The organism is Pseudanabaena minima str. Chao 2107 (genome assembly GCF_051131155.1).
In the GTDB taxonomy this organism is placed as follows: domain Bacteria; phylum Cyanobacteriota; class Cyanobacteriia; order Pseudanabaenales; family Pseudanabaenaceae; genus Pseudanabaena; species Pseudanabaena minima.
Window position 1 is genome coordinate 1,850,525 of sequence record NZ_CP159508.1, and the last position, 14,551, is coordinate 1,865,075.

Genomic DNA, 14,551 nt, shown 5'->3' on the forward strand with positions numbered 1-14,551 from the left:
AATTGCAAAAAATTTCTCAAACTGTATATTCTTTGATATTATGATCTTCACGTTACATTTTCAAGGTTCACAATCGAAAATCATGGATTTACGATAGATGGAAGTTATTCGGCTAGATCAAGTTAGTTTGTGGCGCAGAACTCAAGAAGAGTTTTCCTACGATCTCAAGAAAACTATACTATCTATAGTAGAAGGCAAATATCGTCATCCCGAGAGAAAGCTAGTACTTGATAAAATTGACTTTGTGGTAGAAAAGGGTGAAAAAATCGGAATTATTGGTGGTAACGGTGCAGGTAAATCCACGTTACTAAAAGTGATTTCTGGCATTTTAGAACCCAAAATTGGCACTGTTAGGGTGCGGGGAAACATCGCACCCTTAATTGAATTGGGTGCTGGCTTTGATGCAGAAATTTCGGTCAAACAAAATATTCTCTTGTACGGTGTGCTTCTGGGCTTTTCTAGAGCAGAAATGGCAGAAAGAACAAAATCAATACTTGAGTTTGCAGAGTTAGAAGAATACGAGTATGTCCCAGTTAAAGGTTTATCATCAGGTATGGTGGCTAGGTTAGCATTTGCGATCGCTACAGATGTTCAGCCAGACATACTCATACTGGATGAAGTTCTGTCTGTAGGAGATGAGAGTTTTAAAAACAAATGTAAAAAACGTTTAGATAAGTTTTGGGATTCTCATGTGACTATCTTAGTTGTTTCTCATTCTATGGAGTTTATTCGTGAATCTTGTACTAAAGCAATTTGGATGAATAAAGGCACAATAGAATTAACTGGAGATGCAGATAAAGTGGTTGAGTCATATCTTAGTACTGTTAACCACACTGAATTGATTGTTTAATGATTGCCACTCTTCAAATATTTTATTGCGATAAATACAAACCATAAATTTCTTATCTAAATTAATTTAGTGGATTTGATCGGTTAATACTAAAATAAATTAGGTTAACTAATATATATTTATAATTCAACCTAATGTTTTGCATCAAACATTTAACTAAGTATTTATGACGCAATCAAAACAAATAGAACTGATACAACAACTAGAAGCAGCTCAACAAAGAATTGCGGCTATGGAAAGCAGTAAGTTCTGGAAGTTGAGAAATATTTGGGTTAAATTTAAAAGGTTCTTAAAATCAGAGTCTAATCAACTTGGTGAAGCTACAAAAGTCTTTGATTACCCAGTAATCACCAACTTAGAAGCTCGTGATATTCCTAAACCTATTCAAATAGGCACTATAAACGAGCAACCTCGCAATCAGTGGATTGAGCAACAACTTAGAGCATTACCCGCAGGATTAAGGATACTAGATGCTGGATGTGGGGAACAACAACATCGAAAATTCTGCCAACATTTAAACTATGTTGGTCAAGACTTTGATAGCTATCATGGACAGGGAGATCTCAAAGGATTACAGATGGGGAATTGGGATCAAAGTAATATTGATATCATTAGTGACATAGTCGCTATCCCTGAACCAGATCAATCTTTTGATGTTATTTTGTGTTCAGAGGTTTTTGAGCATCTCCCTGATCCATTAGGCGCTTTAAAAGAGTTTGAGCGTCTGCTTGTTTTAGGTGGAAAACTAATTTTAACAGCTCCATTTTGCAGCTTGACTCATTTTTCTCCGTATCATTTTTATTCAGGATTTAACAAATATTTTTATGAGACAAACTTGAGAAAATATGGTTTTGAGATACTTGAGATTGAAACCAACGGAAACTTCTTTGAGTATGTAGCACAGGAGTTAAGACGTATAAGTTATGTAGCTCAGCGATATGCCAATTATAATTTTTCTGAACTAGAGCATAACACAATTTATCAATCATTATCTCTTTTAGAGATTATTAATCAGGAACCAAATAATTCTGAAGAGTTACTTTGTTTTGGTTATCACGTATTAGCAGAAAAAAGTATTAATCATTAGTATCACTTGATAAAGCCATGTTAAACATAATCATTTTTAGTAAAAATAGATCTTGTCAGTTAGAGCTATTACTAAGAAGTTTAAAAATATACCTTCAAGATTGGCAACTTTATTCTGTAAATATTATCTTCAGTTACACAAACAGAGAATATGAACAGGGATATGAAATAGTAAAAAAACAATTTCCATCATTCAACTATTTCCCAGAGTCTCAGGACCAATTTGTTGCTGATTCATTTAAACAATTAGTTTTAGAATGCTTTAAGAATGATCATCCCTACACAATGTTCCTCGTTGATGACTTAGTATTCAAGTCACCTGTTAATCTTGCAGACAATACATTTCAAACTTTTATTAATGACTCAAATATTCTTTGCTTATCACTGAGGCTTTCTCCTGATATTGAGTATTGTTACACATCAAATATTTTCTCTCCTCCCCCTCCATTCGACACAAATCTTGTATGGGATTGGCAAAAGCAACCTAAAAACTCAGACTGGGGCTATCCCATGTCTCTTGATGGGCATATATTTAGAACTCTTGAAATATACGATCTTATTGAATCCAATCGATCATTTAATAACCCCAACACTTTAGAAACTCAGCTAGCTCTGCGACCGATATCAGCGCATCAGATGATCTGTTACGCTGAGAGTAAGATTGTTAATATACCAGCTAATAAGGTTCAAAATATTTATAGTAATCGTCATGCTCAGATGAGTGATTTAAATGATTTGAATCAACATTTTTTAAATGGCTATCGTCTAAGCTTAAAGCCTATTCTAGAAACTAAAAATATTTCTGTTCATCAAGAAATTCCATTACAACTCTTTAATCCATTTCAAAATATTTCTAATCTTGTAGTTGGCATTTTATGTCGAAACGATATTCTCCGATTGGTCTATCAAATTGAGTCTTTACTCTGCCAATCGATTTTACCTTCAAGCATAATTTGTATAGTTAATGAAGAATCTTCGTGTCTAGAAACCTCAAAAGTTATTGAATTAACAAAAAACTTCTATTACAATATAGAAGTAATAGTCAATTACAATACTGAAGAGGCAGCAGATACAAGTCAAAGTATTAGAAGAGAAAATAATTTTATTTTCCTAGATATTGACAAAAACATCTCATCCACTTTCATTGAAGATTATCTCAATGAAACTCGCAATCTTGAAGGTATAGATTTCTATAATCTGCAACAAATCAAACATAAAAATGAATATCTAACCTCTAATTTAGAACAAGTTGAGTCTCAGTTTCGATACCAACTTGAAATTACTAATTCTCAGTTACAACAAACCAAGTTAAAGCTACAACAAACTGAATCTGAACTACAACAATCCAGATCTCAACTACTCCTAACTGAATCGCGACTACAACAAACTAAATCTCAACTACAACAAGAAAAAATCAACTTAAAGGCTATTCAAAGCAGTAAATTCTGGAAAATTAGAGAGAAATGGTTTGAGATTAGAAAAAAAATAGGTATCAGTAATGAAGATCAGGGCTTTTCATTGCTGACCCTTTATAAGGTTTTTAACAATAAATTCAATGTTAATACTAACGCTAAGAAAGATAATTTAGTGGTCATTGAGCAAAAACAGTGGTCTCGTGACTTACCTCTAGTTAGTGTGATTATCCCTTGTTATAACTATGGCAAATATCTAGAAGAAGCGATTGATTCAGTCTTAGCTCAGACTTACAAGAATTTTGAAATTATAGTTGTTGATGATGGTTCGACCGATCCAGACACAATAATCTTATTAAGAAAGTTAAATAAGCCTAAAACAAAGATAGTTAGGACTAATAATTTCAAGCTTCCAGCCGCTCGTAATAATGGGATTAAAGAAGCGAAAGGAAAATATATTTGCTGTTTAGATGCTGATGATTTGCTTAAGCCTACTTACTTAGAGAAATGCTTGTTTAGGCTCGAAGCTGAAAATGTAGATGTTTGTTATACATGGGTTCAAGAATTTGGTGATAGCCAAGCTGTCATACCAACGAAAGAATTTGATATTGATACTTTAATGATTCAAAATTGCCTACATGTTTCAGCAGTTTTCAAGCGTAGTATGTGGGAGGCTGTAGGAGGCTACAACGAGTCGATGGTTGAGGGCTATGAAGATTGGGATTTTTGGTTAGCGATCGCCAAAACTGGAGGGATAGGAGCTAAAATCGATGAACCATTATTTTTATATCGGAAGCATGGGTCTTCAATGATATCTTCTGCTCTTGCAAAGCATGATGCCTTGTACATGCAAGTAAAAAATAATCACAAAACTCTATATGTTAATAAGAAAGCCATTAAAGAAATTACACGTAATCGGAAGAAGTATATTGTTAATAATAGATTTGTAAATTTACGACATCCTTTTCAAGAAAATCATATTAAAGAGAGTAAGAAAACTCATAATATTTTATTTGCTTTGCCTTGGATGACAACTGGTGGAGTTGACACAGTAATTTTACAACTGATTAAAACATTAAAAATACAAGGTTTTGATGTAACAGTTTGCACAACATCTCAAACAACTCCAGACATGGGTGATAGCACTGCAAGGTACGAGGAGATCACTCCCAAAATATACAATCTATGCAAATTAATTAATTCTGATATCTGGGAAGAGCTAGTTTTTTATCTGATTGAATCTCAAAATATAGAAATCATCTTTCTTTCTGGCTCAAGCTATTTTTACGACATATTACAAGATATTAAAGATAAGTTCCCAGCCATCAAAATTGTTGACCAACTATATAATGAATTCGGACACATCAACAACAATCGTAAATACTCAAGATTCATTGACATAAATATAGCTGAGAATGAATCAGTTGCTAATTGTCTTCTCTTAGAGCATCAAGAACAATCGGATAGAGTTCAGTTAATTAATAACGGAGTCGATACCAACTATTTTGACCCTAACAAAGTTAATAATATTGAGATAATTGATAATTTAGTTCCTAAAGACAAGTTTATTATTTCTTTTTTAGGAAGATTCTCCCAGGAAAAATGTCCTAAGCTATTTGTGGAAATTGCAAATCACTTAAAAAATGATGATGCACTTTATTTTGTTATGGCTGGCAACGGTTATTTATATAACGAAATATTAGAATTAATAAAAAGATATGGATTAGAGAATAAAGTATATTTACCTGGCTTCGTTGATAGTAGAGACTACCTACGAATTTCTAATTTACTTGTCTTACCATCTGAAATTGATGGGAGGCCAAACTCTGTTTTAGAAAGCTTATCGATGGGTGTACCTGTTATTTCCTCATCAGTTGGAGGATTACCGAAAATCATTAAGGATGAATACAATGGATTTCTATGTGCATCTGGTGATATAAAAAGCTTTGTAAGTTGTATCCAAAAAGTGATTACTGACAAAGAACTCTATCTAAGCATGAGAAAAAATGCTAGAAATTATGCTGTGGAATTTCTTGATATTAATATTGTCCAAAGCAAATATATAAGATTATTTGAAGAATTGTTGCTTCAAAATGTTTACGAATAAAGCGAATAACTAATTATTAATTATAGTTAAGGAACAACTTGTTATTTATCAAAGGTCTATGTAGTGAAAATTGGAATTACTGGAGCATCAGGCTTTTTGGGATCATATTTGCTGAATTATCTAGTGCATCTAGAAAAGTACGACCTATATGCTTTAAGCAGGAATATATCATCAGAAAAAATTAAAAACTTTGAAAGTGTAGTTTGGATTGAAGGAGATTTAAACTCTAATCAAGTTTGTGCAAATTTTGTCAAAAATCTTGATCTAATTATCCATCTTGCACATACCAACACACCTCTTACTTCAAACAGGGATATTTCTGGAGACACGTTACTTAACTTAGTTCCCACACTCAATCTATTACAGGCAATCAGAGACTATGGAGCATCTCCGCATATAATTTATGCTAGTAGTGGAGGAGCTATTTATAAGCCATCTCTTAATTACCAATCTTTTAAAGAATCCGATCCCTGCGAACCTTCATCTTCTTATGGAATTCAGAAGCTTACTGTTGAAAACTACTTACGTTTGAGTGCAGAACAAAAATGGTTAACAGCCACCTGCCTTAGGATCGGTAACCCTTACGGAGTCTTGCTACCATCTGAGCGTATGCAAGGTCTAATTGGGGTAGCTTTGAACCAAATTCTTCATCGACAACCAATAAAAATTTATGGTGATCCTAATAACGTGAGAGATTATATTCATTTAGAGGACATGTGTCGTATGTTCGAGTTGGTTATACATAAACATTCCTCATTCGAAGTTTATAATGTGGGAAGTGGAAAAGGCTATTCAGTAAATCAAATCCTAGACTTAATAGAGAAAATTGTTGGTATTTCTATGATAAAAGAAGTATGGCAAACAAGTCAGACTACCAATCAATTACCATCATGGATAGTCCTGAACATAAAAAAATCTTATGAAAATTTATCATGGGAACCTTTAATTGAACTTGAACAAGGTTTAGGAACCTTATGTGAGCAGATACTATGGAATCAGTAAAGGTTTCGGTTTTACTCCCAGTTTATAATGGAGGTTCAACTTTACCTCAGGCGATCGCATCAATCCTTTCTCAGGACATGTCAGAGCTTGAACTAATAATTATTGATGACTGTTCCACTGACAACTCTGCTTCAATTATTCGTCAATACGCGGATAAGGATTCAAGGATTATCCCCATTTTCCATGAGGTCAATATAGGACTAGCTAAAACCTTGAATGAAGGACTTAACTTAGCAAAATCAGATTTTGTTGCAAGAATGGATCAAGATGATGAATCTTTACCCCATCGCCTTAGAATTCAGCTTGATTATATGCTCAGGCATCCAGATTTTGCAGTTGTTGGTAGCTATGTTTATCATATGGGTGCTAAGCAAGAGTTTGATCGTTTAGTTGAACTCCCATCAGATGCTGAACAAATTAAACAAACCCTATTGCAATATAACTGCATGTATCATCCTTCAGTGATGATGAGACGCAATAAAATCTTGGAAATTGGAGGTTATCAACCTGAATTTAAGAATGCAGAGGACTACGATTTATGGTTGCGAGTTAGTAAGTCATCTCTATTAGCTAATATTTCTGAACCATTATTACGGTATAGATTTTCTGTTTCAGGAATGACATTAAGCCGAAAATGGGAACAATTATTTTATGTTTACCTTGCTCAATCAGCTTATAAAAATGAAACTAGTTCAGCAGAGGTGATAAATTCAAAAGCACAAGAAATGTTAAAACAAATTGACAGAACTTACTTTCTTGGAGAAGTAGCCAATGGTACAATATTAGAATTATTAAAACTCAAATTGTGGAAAGATGCGATTTGTTTAACATGGAATTTCTCTACTGATATTGGATTTAAGAAGTCAGTACGTTTACTAATACATATTATTACATCATCCTTATACTAAATTTTCAATGAGTATTATTAGGAAATGCTCTAAAGAATCAATAATGAGTATTGATTTCAAATAAACAATATCTTGATTTTTGGATCACAAATAAGATATTATTTATTTTTAAAGCTTAAATATTTCTATTAAACTCAAATTACCCTATGAAAAGATTAATAAAATCTATTCAAAATCTTTTTTCATCCAAGTCCAATGTTGTCACTACACCAATATCTGATAACAAAGAAGCAATCATGTACAAACAGATTCAAGAATGTAGGGATACACATGATGTTCTTCTTGGTCCAGACGTAACCTACTTCGATCTGGCTGAGCCTGCTATGGATGATCAATGGAATGAATATATCTATCCAAATATTAAAGATTTTGATTTAAGTATTTGTATTGATCTTGCTTCAGGACATGGCCGCAACACAAATAAATTACGAGAATATGCAAAAGAAATCCATCTTATTGATGTCAATAAAAGTTGCATAGATGCCTGCAAGAAAAGGTTTGGGGAGAAAGACGAAAAATGCTCCTTCTTTTATTATGTGAATGATGGTCATACTTTGAAAGAGATCAGTAGTTGCACAATGCAATTCATATATTCTTGGGATGCAATGGTTCACTTTGATAAACTAGTAGTCAAAGAGTATGTTAAAGAGTTCTTTAGAGTTTTGAAATCTGGTGGATATGGATTTGTCCACCATTCTAATTATGGTGTTGTCAATTCAAGCAATGAATGGATGCAAAATCCCGGATGGAGAACCAACATGACATCACAACTGTTTGTTGATTATTGTAATGAAGCTGGACTAAAAATCGTCAAACAACAAATTATCAACAACGATTTAGATTGTATATCGATATTCTGTAAACCATAACAATGAAAATTGTACAATTGACTAAACTAAGTAACTTATATGTTTATTTAGTATTATTCTTATCTATTGTTCCAAGTATTATATGGGTAGCCTTAGATCAGAGGGTTTGGCCTTGGGATCAAGCTTGGTACGGTCAAGTATCAGTAGAGTTATTTTATCGGTTAACTCATTCTCCTTTAGAATGGTTTCAAGATATGATATCTGCCTTTGGTATTAAGGCACCTGCGGTATCTTGGATAGGTCAATTTTTTGTGCCTTTTGGACAGACTATCAGTTCAATAGAATTTGGTTTACTCTTATCAATTCTACTAACTCAGTTCATTGTTTTACTACTCATCTATCATACTATTTTAAAGTTAACAGATAGTCTCTTAATCTCCGTCATTAGTTGTTTTTTTGCTTCTTCTGCGCCTTTATCTGTGGCATTAAGTCACCAGTACCTCGTTGAACCATTACAAACTGCCTCTGTAGCTTGGACTGTCCTAATTATGGTTTTTAGTCCTCAGTGGAAAGTTAGGAGAATATTACTACATTTAATTAGTGCAATTTCACTGGGGATGCTTGCTAAGGTAACTTATCCTTTATATACACTTGGCGCGATACTTGTAATTATCTACCATGTCTATAATAAATTATTTAAAAATAAATCTTTAGATCGGTCAAACTTAAAGGAATTGAAGAAATCAAGTTTTTTGTCAACCTTTAAACCTTTGTATATTTCTACTTTTATTTTATTATCTAGTTTTTTGCTATGGTATGGGAAAAATTTCCAGAACATTCTATCTTTCTCTATCCAAGCATCTTCGGGTGAAGCATCTCTCTTGTATGGGGAAAAAGCTGATTTCTTATATAAACTACATTACTGGTTAGTGGCGTTTCAACAAAGCTTTTTTGTCCCCATCACTCTGTTCTGCCTAGTTGGGGTTTTAATATTAACTTTAGCGAAAAAAATTTATGGTTTTAAGAAGATAACTAAATCACAGAGATTAGCATATTTTTATCTAACAACTATTATTTCATTGTCACAAATAATATTGGTTTTGTCCGTTTTTAGTTTTCAAGTTAATCAGGAGAACAGGTATCTACTACCTTTATTACCTTACTTATCTATATTAATAGCTTGGATGCTGAAAATATCAAAACAAAAGTTATTAGTTTTTTTTACTGGATTTGCACTAGTTTTACAACTATTTATAGTTCAATCACAAGCCCTAGGTATTACTCCAGAAAATCCCAATTTATCATACTGGTTGTATCCAATTGACAGAAGTAGTACAAACAAGAAATTACTATCTAAACTAGTAGATACTACTTGTAAAATTGAAAGCGAGAAAGATAGGTATAACATAATTGGTTTAGAGCTTCCTTGGTTTAATGCTAATTCAGCATCATACTTTTCTGCAAAGCAGCAACTAAAAAAAGACTTTCGTTGTTATTACACTTCATTAGGATATGCTGAAAAAGACATAGATAAAGCATGGTCAAGACTATTTGACTTAAATATCAATTATTTTGCTACTTTAAAACCGCGATCGCAAGCTGAAGCTGCAAATCCACTTAATTTAGTGTCTTTCCCTATTCTTGAGCGCATTCAAAGTAGTCCGAAATTTATAAGAGAAATATTCGTTGACGATCAATCGCATGTACTATTGTATAAGAAAATTAATTCTAGATCTTAGACCTTCATGTTTACCTACAGACAACTTCAGAAATGGCGAAACAGAAACTCATATTACTACCAAGACATAGAGTTCTTTTATCAATTTTGGGTTCAGCCACACACTAAGATACTGGAAGTTGGTAGTGGATTAGGTGATTTGCTAGATAAAGTAAAACCAGATTACGGACTAGGTATAGACGTAAACCCTTTAGCAGTTGAAAATGCTAAAGAAAAGTATAATCACCTTGAATTTGAAGCTATTGATGCTGAAGAATTTATAAGTAACCATTTGTTTGATTACATATTATTAGCAAATACGATCAGTTATGTTGGTGATATTCAGAGGGTTTTTACTAACCTCTCAAAAATGTGTCATTCATCCACCAGAGTAATCTTAACTTTTCACAACCCTGGTTGGGAATTATTCCTTAGATTAGCGACATTCCTTAAGCAGAGAATGCCAGTATCTTCTCTAAATTGGTTAAACTTAGAAGATATTGAAAACTTATTTAATTTGGCTGGTTTTGAAGTAATTAAGCATGGTAAACGTTGTTTATTTCCTAGAAATATTGCTCTAGTTTCATATATTGTTAATAAATTTATTGCACCTTTACCTATATTCAATCAGTTGTGCTTAACTGAATATATTATTGCTAGACCTCGTATTAGCACGTACGAATCTCAAGAGAATGCTAGAGAGTTAACCTGCTCTGTGATTGTTCCAGCCCGTAACGAGTCAGGAAATATCGAAAGCTGTATTACTCGAATGCCAAGGCTTGGTAAACACACAGAGATTATTTTTGTTGAAGGGCATTCTAGTGATGATACTTGGGAGGAAATTCAGAGAGTACAAAATAAGTATCAAGATAAATGGGATATCAAGATTTGTCAGCAAACAGGCAAAGGCAAAGGAAATGCGGTTAGAGAGGGCTTTGCTATGGCTCAAGGAGATATCCTAATTATTTTAGACTCCGATTTGACTGTTCGCCCCGAAGATCTGATCTATTTTTTTGATGCTATTGCCTCAGGTCGGTGTGAATTTGCAAATGGATGTCGTTTAATTTATCCTGTATCCGAAAATACGATGCCGTGGCTCAATCGTATGGCAAATCGCTTTTTTGCATGGTTGCTTTCTTATCTACTAAATACAAAGATCAAAGACTCACTTTGTGGAACTAAAGTTCTAAAAAAAATCCACTATGAAAGAATTGCTCAAAACCGCAGTTACTTTGGGGATTTTGACCCGTTTGGAGACTTTGACTTACTGTTTGGGGCTGCTAAATTAGGGCTACAGATTCAAGATATTCCCGTAAGGTATATGCCTCGTACGTATGGTCAATCAAACATTCAACATATAAAAGAAGGTTTAGTCTTACTGAAAATGTGTCTATACGCAGCTCAAAAGATAAAATTCATTTAAAGTTTTGGTCGTTAATGTTAGCTATGTTAAAAGAATTGATCCGTATTTTAAAACTACCAGAAAACCAGCAGATTAAGAGCTTAGACGATTCAGAAAATATATACATTCTTAGGAAAATCATCCAAAGAAAGACTTTTTTACGTAATATTTATCTATCATTTTATAGAAAGTTTCTTAATATACTGTCAACACTTAAAGTTGAAGGAGAAGTGATTGAGCTAGGGAGTGGCGCTGGATTTATCAAAAGAAAAATACCGCATGTAATAACTTCTGATGTTATTGCATATGAGGGGATAGATAAGGTGTTCTCTGCTTTAGACATACCTTTTACTGATAATAGTGTTAGTGCATTTTTAATGATTGATGTTCTACATCATATTAAAGATTCCCGCTTGTTCTTTCAAGAAATGCAGCGTTGTTTAAAGGTTGGAGGAAAGGTGGTGATGATTGAGCCGGCTAATACAATTTGGTCAAGGTTTATATATACTAGATTTCACCATGAGCCTTTTGATGTCAATGGCGGTTGGGGTTTTGAAGAAGGAGGTCCACTATCTGGGGCAAATATGGCTATACCACATATTATTTTCCAGAGAGATGTCAGACAGTTCATTTACGAATACCCTAACCTTAAGATATGCTCAATCTCATTTCATACACCATTTAGATATTTAATAAGTGGGGGGTTATCATTTCGCCAGCTTCTTCCTTCATTTACTTATCCATTAATAGTTTTTGTTGAATTTATATTGACTCCTTTAAATAATTTTTTGGGAATGTTTATGACTATTGAGCTAGAAAAAATAAGTTAAATTACAAGTTAAATCTGAAAATGATTTTACTGTTTTGATGCTTAACACCTATTTAAGATGTAAGAAGTATCTAATCCAATACAATATTTAGAATATATTTTTGTAAATCGCTGCAAAAAAGTATAATTTCAATCTATTGGATAGTTGAACAAATGAAAAACAAAAACACTTAAGAAGAAAAACACTTTTAGTTAATTGCTAAATTTCAGCCTCCTTTAGGTGGCTGTGAATATAATATAGTTCAAGTTCAAATTTTTTTATAGTCTAGGAGCGTAAAATGAAAGCAATTGTTATAGGTGGTTCAGGATTTATTGGCTCTTATATTACTCAAGAGCTAGTTAAACAAAATATTACTACATTTGTCTATGATAATTTCTCAACAGGTGATGTAAACAACCTTAGTTCAATTAGTTCAAAAATAAATATTATAAGAGGTGATGTCACTGATTTAGAGCAGCTTCGAGCATCAATGGAAGGAGTAAATTATGTATTTCATCTAGCCGCTCAGACATCAGTCACCGAATCTTTAGTAGATCCATTTTTAACGAATCAAATTAATAATACAGGTACATTAAACGTACTGTGGTCTGCATTACAAACAAAAGTTTCACGAGTCATAATTGCTTCAAGCTGTTCAGTATATGGAGATAATCATCAACCTCCGTTACAAGAATCTTATTTGCCTAATCCTAAATCTCCTTATGCTGCTAGTAAATTAATTGCGGAGGCACTAGCTGAGAGCTTTTATCACTCATATGGTCTAGAAACAATATGTTTAAGATACTTTAACGTATACGGATTACGCCAAAGAGCTGATTCAGATTATGCAGCAGTAATTCCTCGCTTTGTAGAGTGTTACCGACAAAAAAAAGCCCCTCAAATATATGGTACTGGACACCAAAGTCGAGATTTTATACATGTTTCTGATGTTGCTAGAGCTAATATTTTAGCTGCAACGCTACCAAGTAATATAGTAAGTAAACATCGAGTCTTTAATATTGGCACTGGTGTTAAAACGAACTTATTAGAATTACTAGAAATACTTTCTAAGCATACAAACTATTATTTAGAACCTAATTTTTTGTCGTCTCGACAAGGAGAAGTGCAACACTCTTGTGCAAGCACAAATCTAGCTCAAGAAGAATTAGATTTCCAAGCTTTAGTTAGTCTAGAAGAGGGAATTAAAACACTAATATGAAGATCGTTTATGTACTTACTACTAATTTACTTTGCGGCGGACATATAATAGTTATACAACATGTTTCTCGTCTAGCTAAAAGGGGACATGATGTCTCTATCTGTATTTTAGATGAAACTGTTCCTGCTACACCAGTTTCGTTCTCTTGGTTTCCCAATTTTAACTATCCAGTAATTCATTCCAAAGATTTCCCAGAAGATGTTGACATTTGTGTTGCTACGTTCTGGGATACATTAATTCAAGTTCTTAAATTACCAGCAAAACATAAAGTTTACTTTGTTCAATCAGATGAAACCCGTTTTTATGATGATCTAATCATGAAGAACTGGGTTGTTTTGACTTATTTATGTAACATTCATTATATGACTGAAGCAAAGTGGATTGTTGATTGGCTGGATTATGAATTTGGTCATCAAGCTGCTTATATCCCCAATGCTATTGATACTAGTATTGTTCATGCTGACAACCCAATTTCTAAAAAGAGAGAAGACAAGTTAAGAATACTAGTAGAAGGTACTATAGATTCTCCTTTTAAAAAAGTAAAAGAAGCAATTAAAGCAAGTGAAGGTTTAGGTTGTGAAATTTGGTGTGTTTCAAATGGGGGCAAACCTTCTTCGGATTGGAAGATTGATCGCTTCTTTTATAAGGTTGATTTTAGTCAAATGAAAAGGATTTATTCTAGTTGTGATATTCTAGTCAAACTTAGCAATGTAGAAGGTTTTTTTGGACCACCTTTAGAAATGATGGCTTGTGGTGGGGTATGCATTGTTAGTGATGTTACGGGATACGATGAATATATTGTTGACGAATATAATGCTTTAGTTATACCTAATGGAGATACTGAGTTAGCTCGTCAAGCATTAAAAAGATTAATTGAAAATAAAGATTTATATAAAAGACTTCAGATAAACGGACGGATAACGGCTGATTCTATGCAGTGGGATCATTCTATTGACAAGCTTGAGTCTTTTTTCTCAAGTCTTTTTTTCCATTCTAGAACATCTCATGTTAAAGGGGAAAGAATTGAAGTTTTACGAAAATTATTGACAGATTATTACTTCTTAAAATGCGAAAATCCAGAAATAATAAATTCATACAAACTATCAAGGCTGGAATATATGATTATTAATACTTTCAAGAAAATCAAACAAATAATACCCTTATCTATAAGGCTAAAAATCAAGGCAAGAGTCAATAGAATCATCAAACAATAGCAAATTACCACGTAAT

The 14,551-nt window shown here is 33.1% G+C and carries 11 protein-coding genes; all 11 read left to right on the top strand.

Going from position 1 to position 14,551, the window contains the following annotated elements; translation table 11 throughout:
- Nucleotides 1–97 precede the first annotated feature (97 nt).
- The 11 genes from ABM313_RS08175 (at nucleotide 98) to ABM313_RS08225 (ending at nucleotide 14,535) form a co-directional block, all read left to right on the top strand.
- Nucleotides 98–850, top strand: a complete 753-nt coding sequence (locus ABM313_RS08175) for an ABC transporter ATP-binding protein (RefSeq protein WP_190575449.1) — start codon at nucleotides 98–100, stop codon at nucleotides 848–850.
- 166 nt (nucleotides 851–1,016) lie between these two features.
- The gene (locus ABM313_RS08180) at nucleotides 1,017–1,937 is read left to right on the top strand and encodes a class I SAM-dependent methyltransferase (protein ID WP_434687165.1); all 921 of its coding nucleotides are present in this window, start codon (nucleotides 1,017–1,019) and stop codon (nucleotides 1,935–1,937) included.
- A gap of 17 nt (nucleotides 1,938–1,954) precedes the next feature.
- The gene (locus ABM313_RS08185; protein ID WP_434687167.1) at nucleotides 1,955–5,455 is read left to right on the top strand and encodes a glycosyltransferase; all 3,501 of its coding nucleotides are present in this window, start codon (nucleotides 1,955–1,957) and stop codon (nucleotides 5,453–5,455) included.
- Nucleotides 5,456–5,518: 63 nt separating this feature from the next.
- Nucleotides 5,519–6,457, top strand: a complete 939-nt coding sequence (locus ABM313_RS08190; RefSeq protein ID WP_434687169.1) for an NAD-dependent epimerase/dehydratase family protein — start codon at nucleotides 5,519–5,521, stop codon at nucleotides 6,455–6,457.
- Entirely contained in the window at nucleotides 6,445–7,365 is a 921-nt protein-coding gene (locus ABM313_RS08195; RefSeq protein WP_434687170.1) for a glycosyltransferase family 2 protein, read from the top strand. Before ABM313_RS08190 ends, ABM313_RS08195 begins: the two co-directional genes overlap by 13 nt.
- 146 nt (nucleotides 7,366–7,511) lie before the next feature.
- Nucleotides 7,512–8,234 (top strand): class I SAM-dependent methyltransferase, encoded by a 723-nt coding sequence (locus ABM313_RS08200; RefSeq protein ID WP_434687172.1) that lies wholly within the window; start codon nucleotides 7,512–7,514, stop codon nucleotides 8,232–8,234.
- Between the two features lie 2 nt (nucleotides 8,235–8,236).
- The gene (locus tag ABM313_RS08205) at nucleotides 8,237–9,913 is read left to right on the top strand and encodes a hypothetical protein (protein WP_434687174.1); all 1,677 of its coding nucleotides are present in this window, start codon (nucleotides 8,237–8,239) and stop codon (nucleotides 9,911–9,913) included.
- Nucleotides 9,914–9,919: 6 nt separating this feature from the next.
- Complete coding sequence (locus ABM313_RS08210) at nucleotides 9,920–11,314, top strand: glycosyltransferase (RefSeq protein WP_434687175.1); 1,395 nt, start codon at nucleotides 9,920–9,922, stop codon at nucleotides 11,312–11,314.
- 23 nt (nucleotides 11,315–11,337) lie between these two features.
- Nucleotides 11,338–12,123 carry a class I SAM-dependent methyltransferase gene (locus ABM313_RS08215; RefSeq protein WP_434687177.1) on the top strand — a complete coding sequence of 262 codons (786 nt, stop codon included), beginning with the start codon at nucleotides 11,338–11,340 and terminating at the stop codon, nucleotides 12,121–12,123.
- A gap of 277 nt (nucleotides 12,124–12,400) precedes the next feature.
- A complete protein-coding gene (locus ABM313_RS08220) occupies nucleotides 12,401–13,321 on the top strand; it encodes an NAD-dependent epimerase/dehydratase family protein (protein ID WP_434687179.1) in 921 nt (306 codons plus the stop codon).
- Nucleotides 13,318–14,535 carry a glycosyltransferase family 4 protein gene (locus tag ABM313_RS08225; protein WP_434687181.1) on the top strand — a complete coding sequence of 406 codons (1,218 nt, stop codon included), beginning with the start codon at nucleotides 13,318–13,320 and terminating at the stop codon, nucleotides 14,533–14,535. Before ABM313_RS08220 ends, ABM313_RS08225 begins: the two co-directional genes overlap by 4 nt.
- Nucleotides 14,536–14,551: the final 16 nt, after the last annotated feature.

What these genes read in the sequence shown, in the direction of transcription:
- ABM313_RS08215 (WP_434687177.1), top strand. Translation starts at nt 11,338, where the DNA reads ATGTTAAAAGAATTGATCCGTATTTTAAAACTACCAGAAAACCAGCAG.
- ABM313_RS08180 (WP_434687165.1), top strand. Translation starts at nt 1,017, where the DNA reads ATGACGCAATCAAAACAAATAGAACTGATACAACAACTAGAAGCAGCT.
- ABM313_RS08225 (WP_434687181.1), top strand. Translation starts at nt 13,318, where the DNA reads ATGAAGATCGTTTATGTACTTACTACTAATTTACTTTGCGGCGGACAT.
- ABM313_RS08220 (WP_434687179.1), top strand. Translation starts at nt 12,401, where the DNA reads ATGAAAGCAATTGTTATAGGTGGTTCAGGATTTATTGGCTCTTATATT.
- ABM313_RS08210 (WP_434687175.1), top strand. Translation starts at nt 9,920, where the DNA reads ATGTTTACCTACAGACAACTTCAGAAATGGCGAAACAGAAACTCATAT.
- ABM313_RS08195 (WP_434687170.1), top strand. Translation starts at nt 6,445, where the DNA reads ATGGAATCAGTAAAGGTTTCGGTTTTACTCCCAGTTTATAATGGAGGT.
- ABM313_RS08200 (WP_434687172.1), top strand. Translation starts at nt 7,512, where the DNA reads ATGAAAAGATTAATAAAATCTATTCAAAATCTTTTTTCATCCAAGTCC.
- ABM313_RS08175 (WP_190575449.1), top strand. Translation starts at nt 98, where the DNA reads ATGGAAGTTATTCGGCTAGATCAAGTTAGTTTGTGGCGCAGAACTCAA.
- ABM313_RS08185 (WP_434687167.1), top strand. Translation starts at nt 1,955, where the DNA reads ATGTTAAACATAATCATTTTTAGTAAAAATAGATCTTGTCAGTTAGAG.
- ABM313_RS08205 (WP_434687174.1), top strand. Translation starts at nt 8,237, where the DNA reads ATGAAAATTGTACAATTGACTAAACTAAGTAACTTATATGTTTATTTA.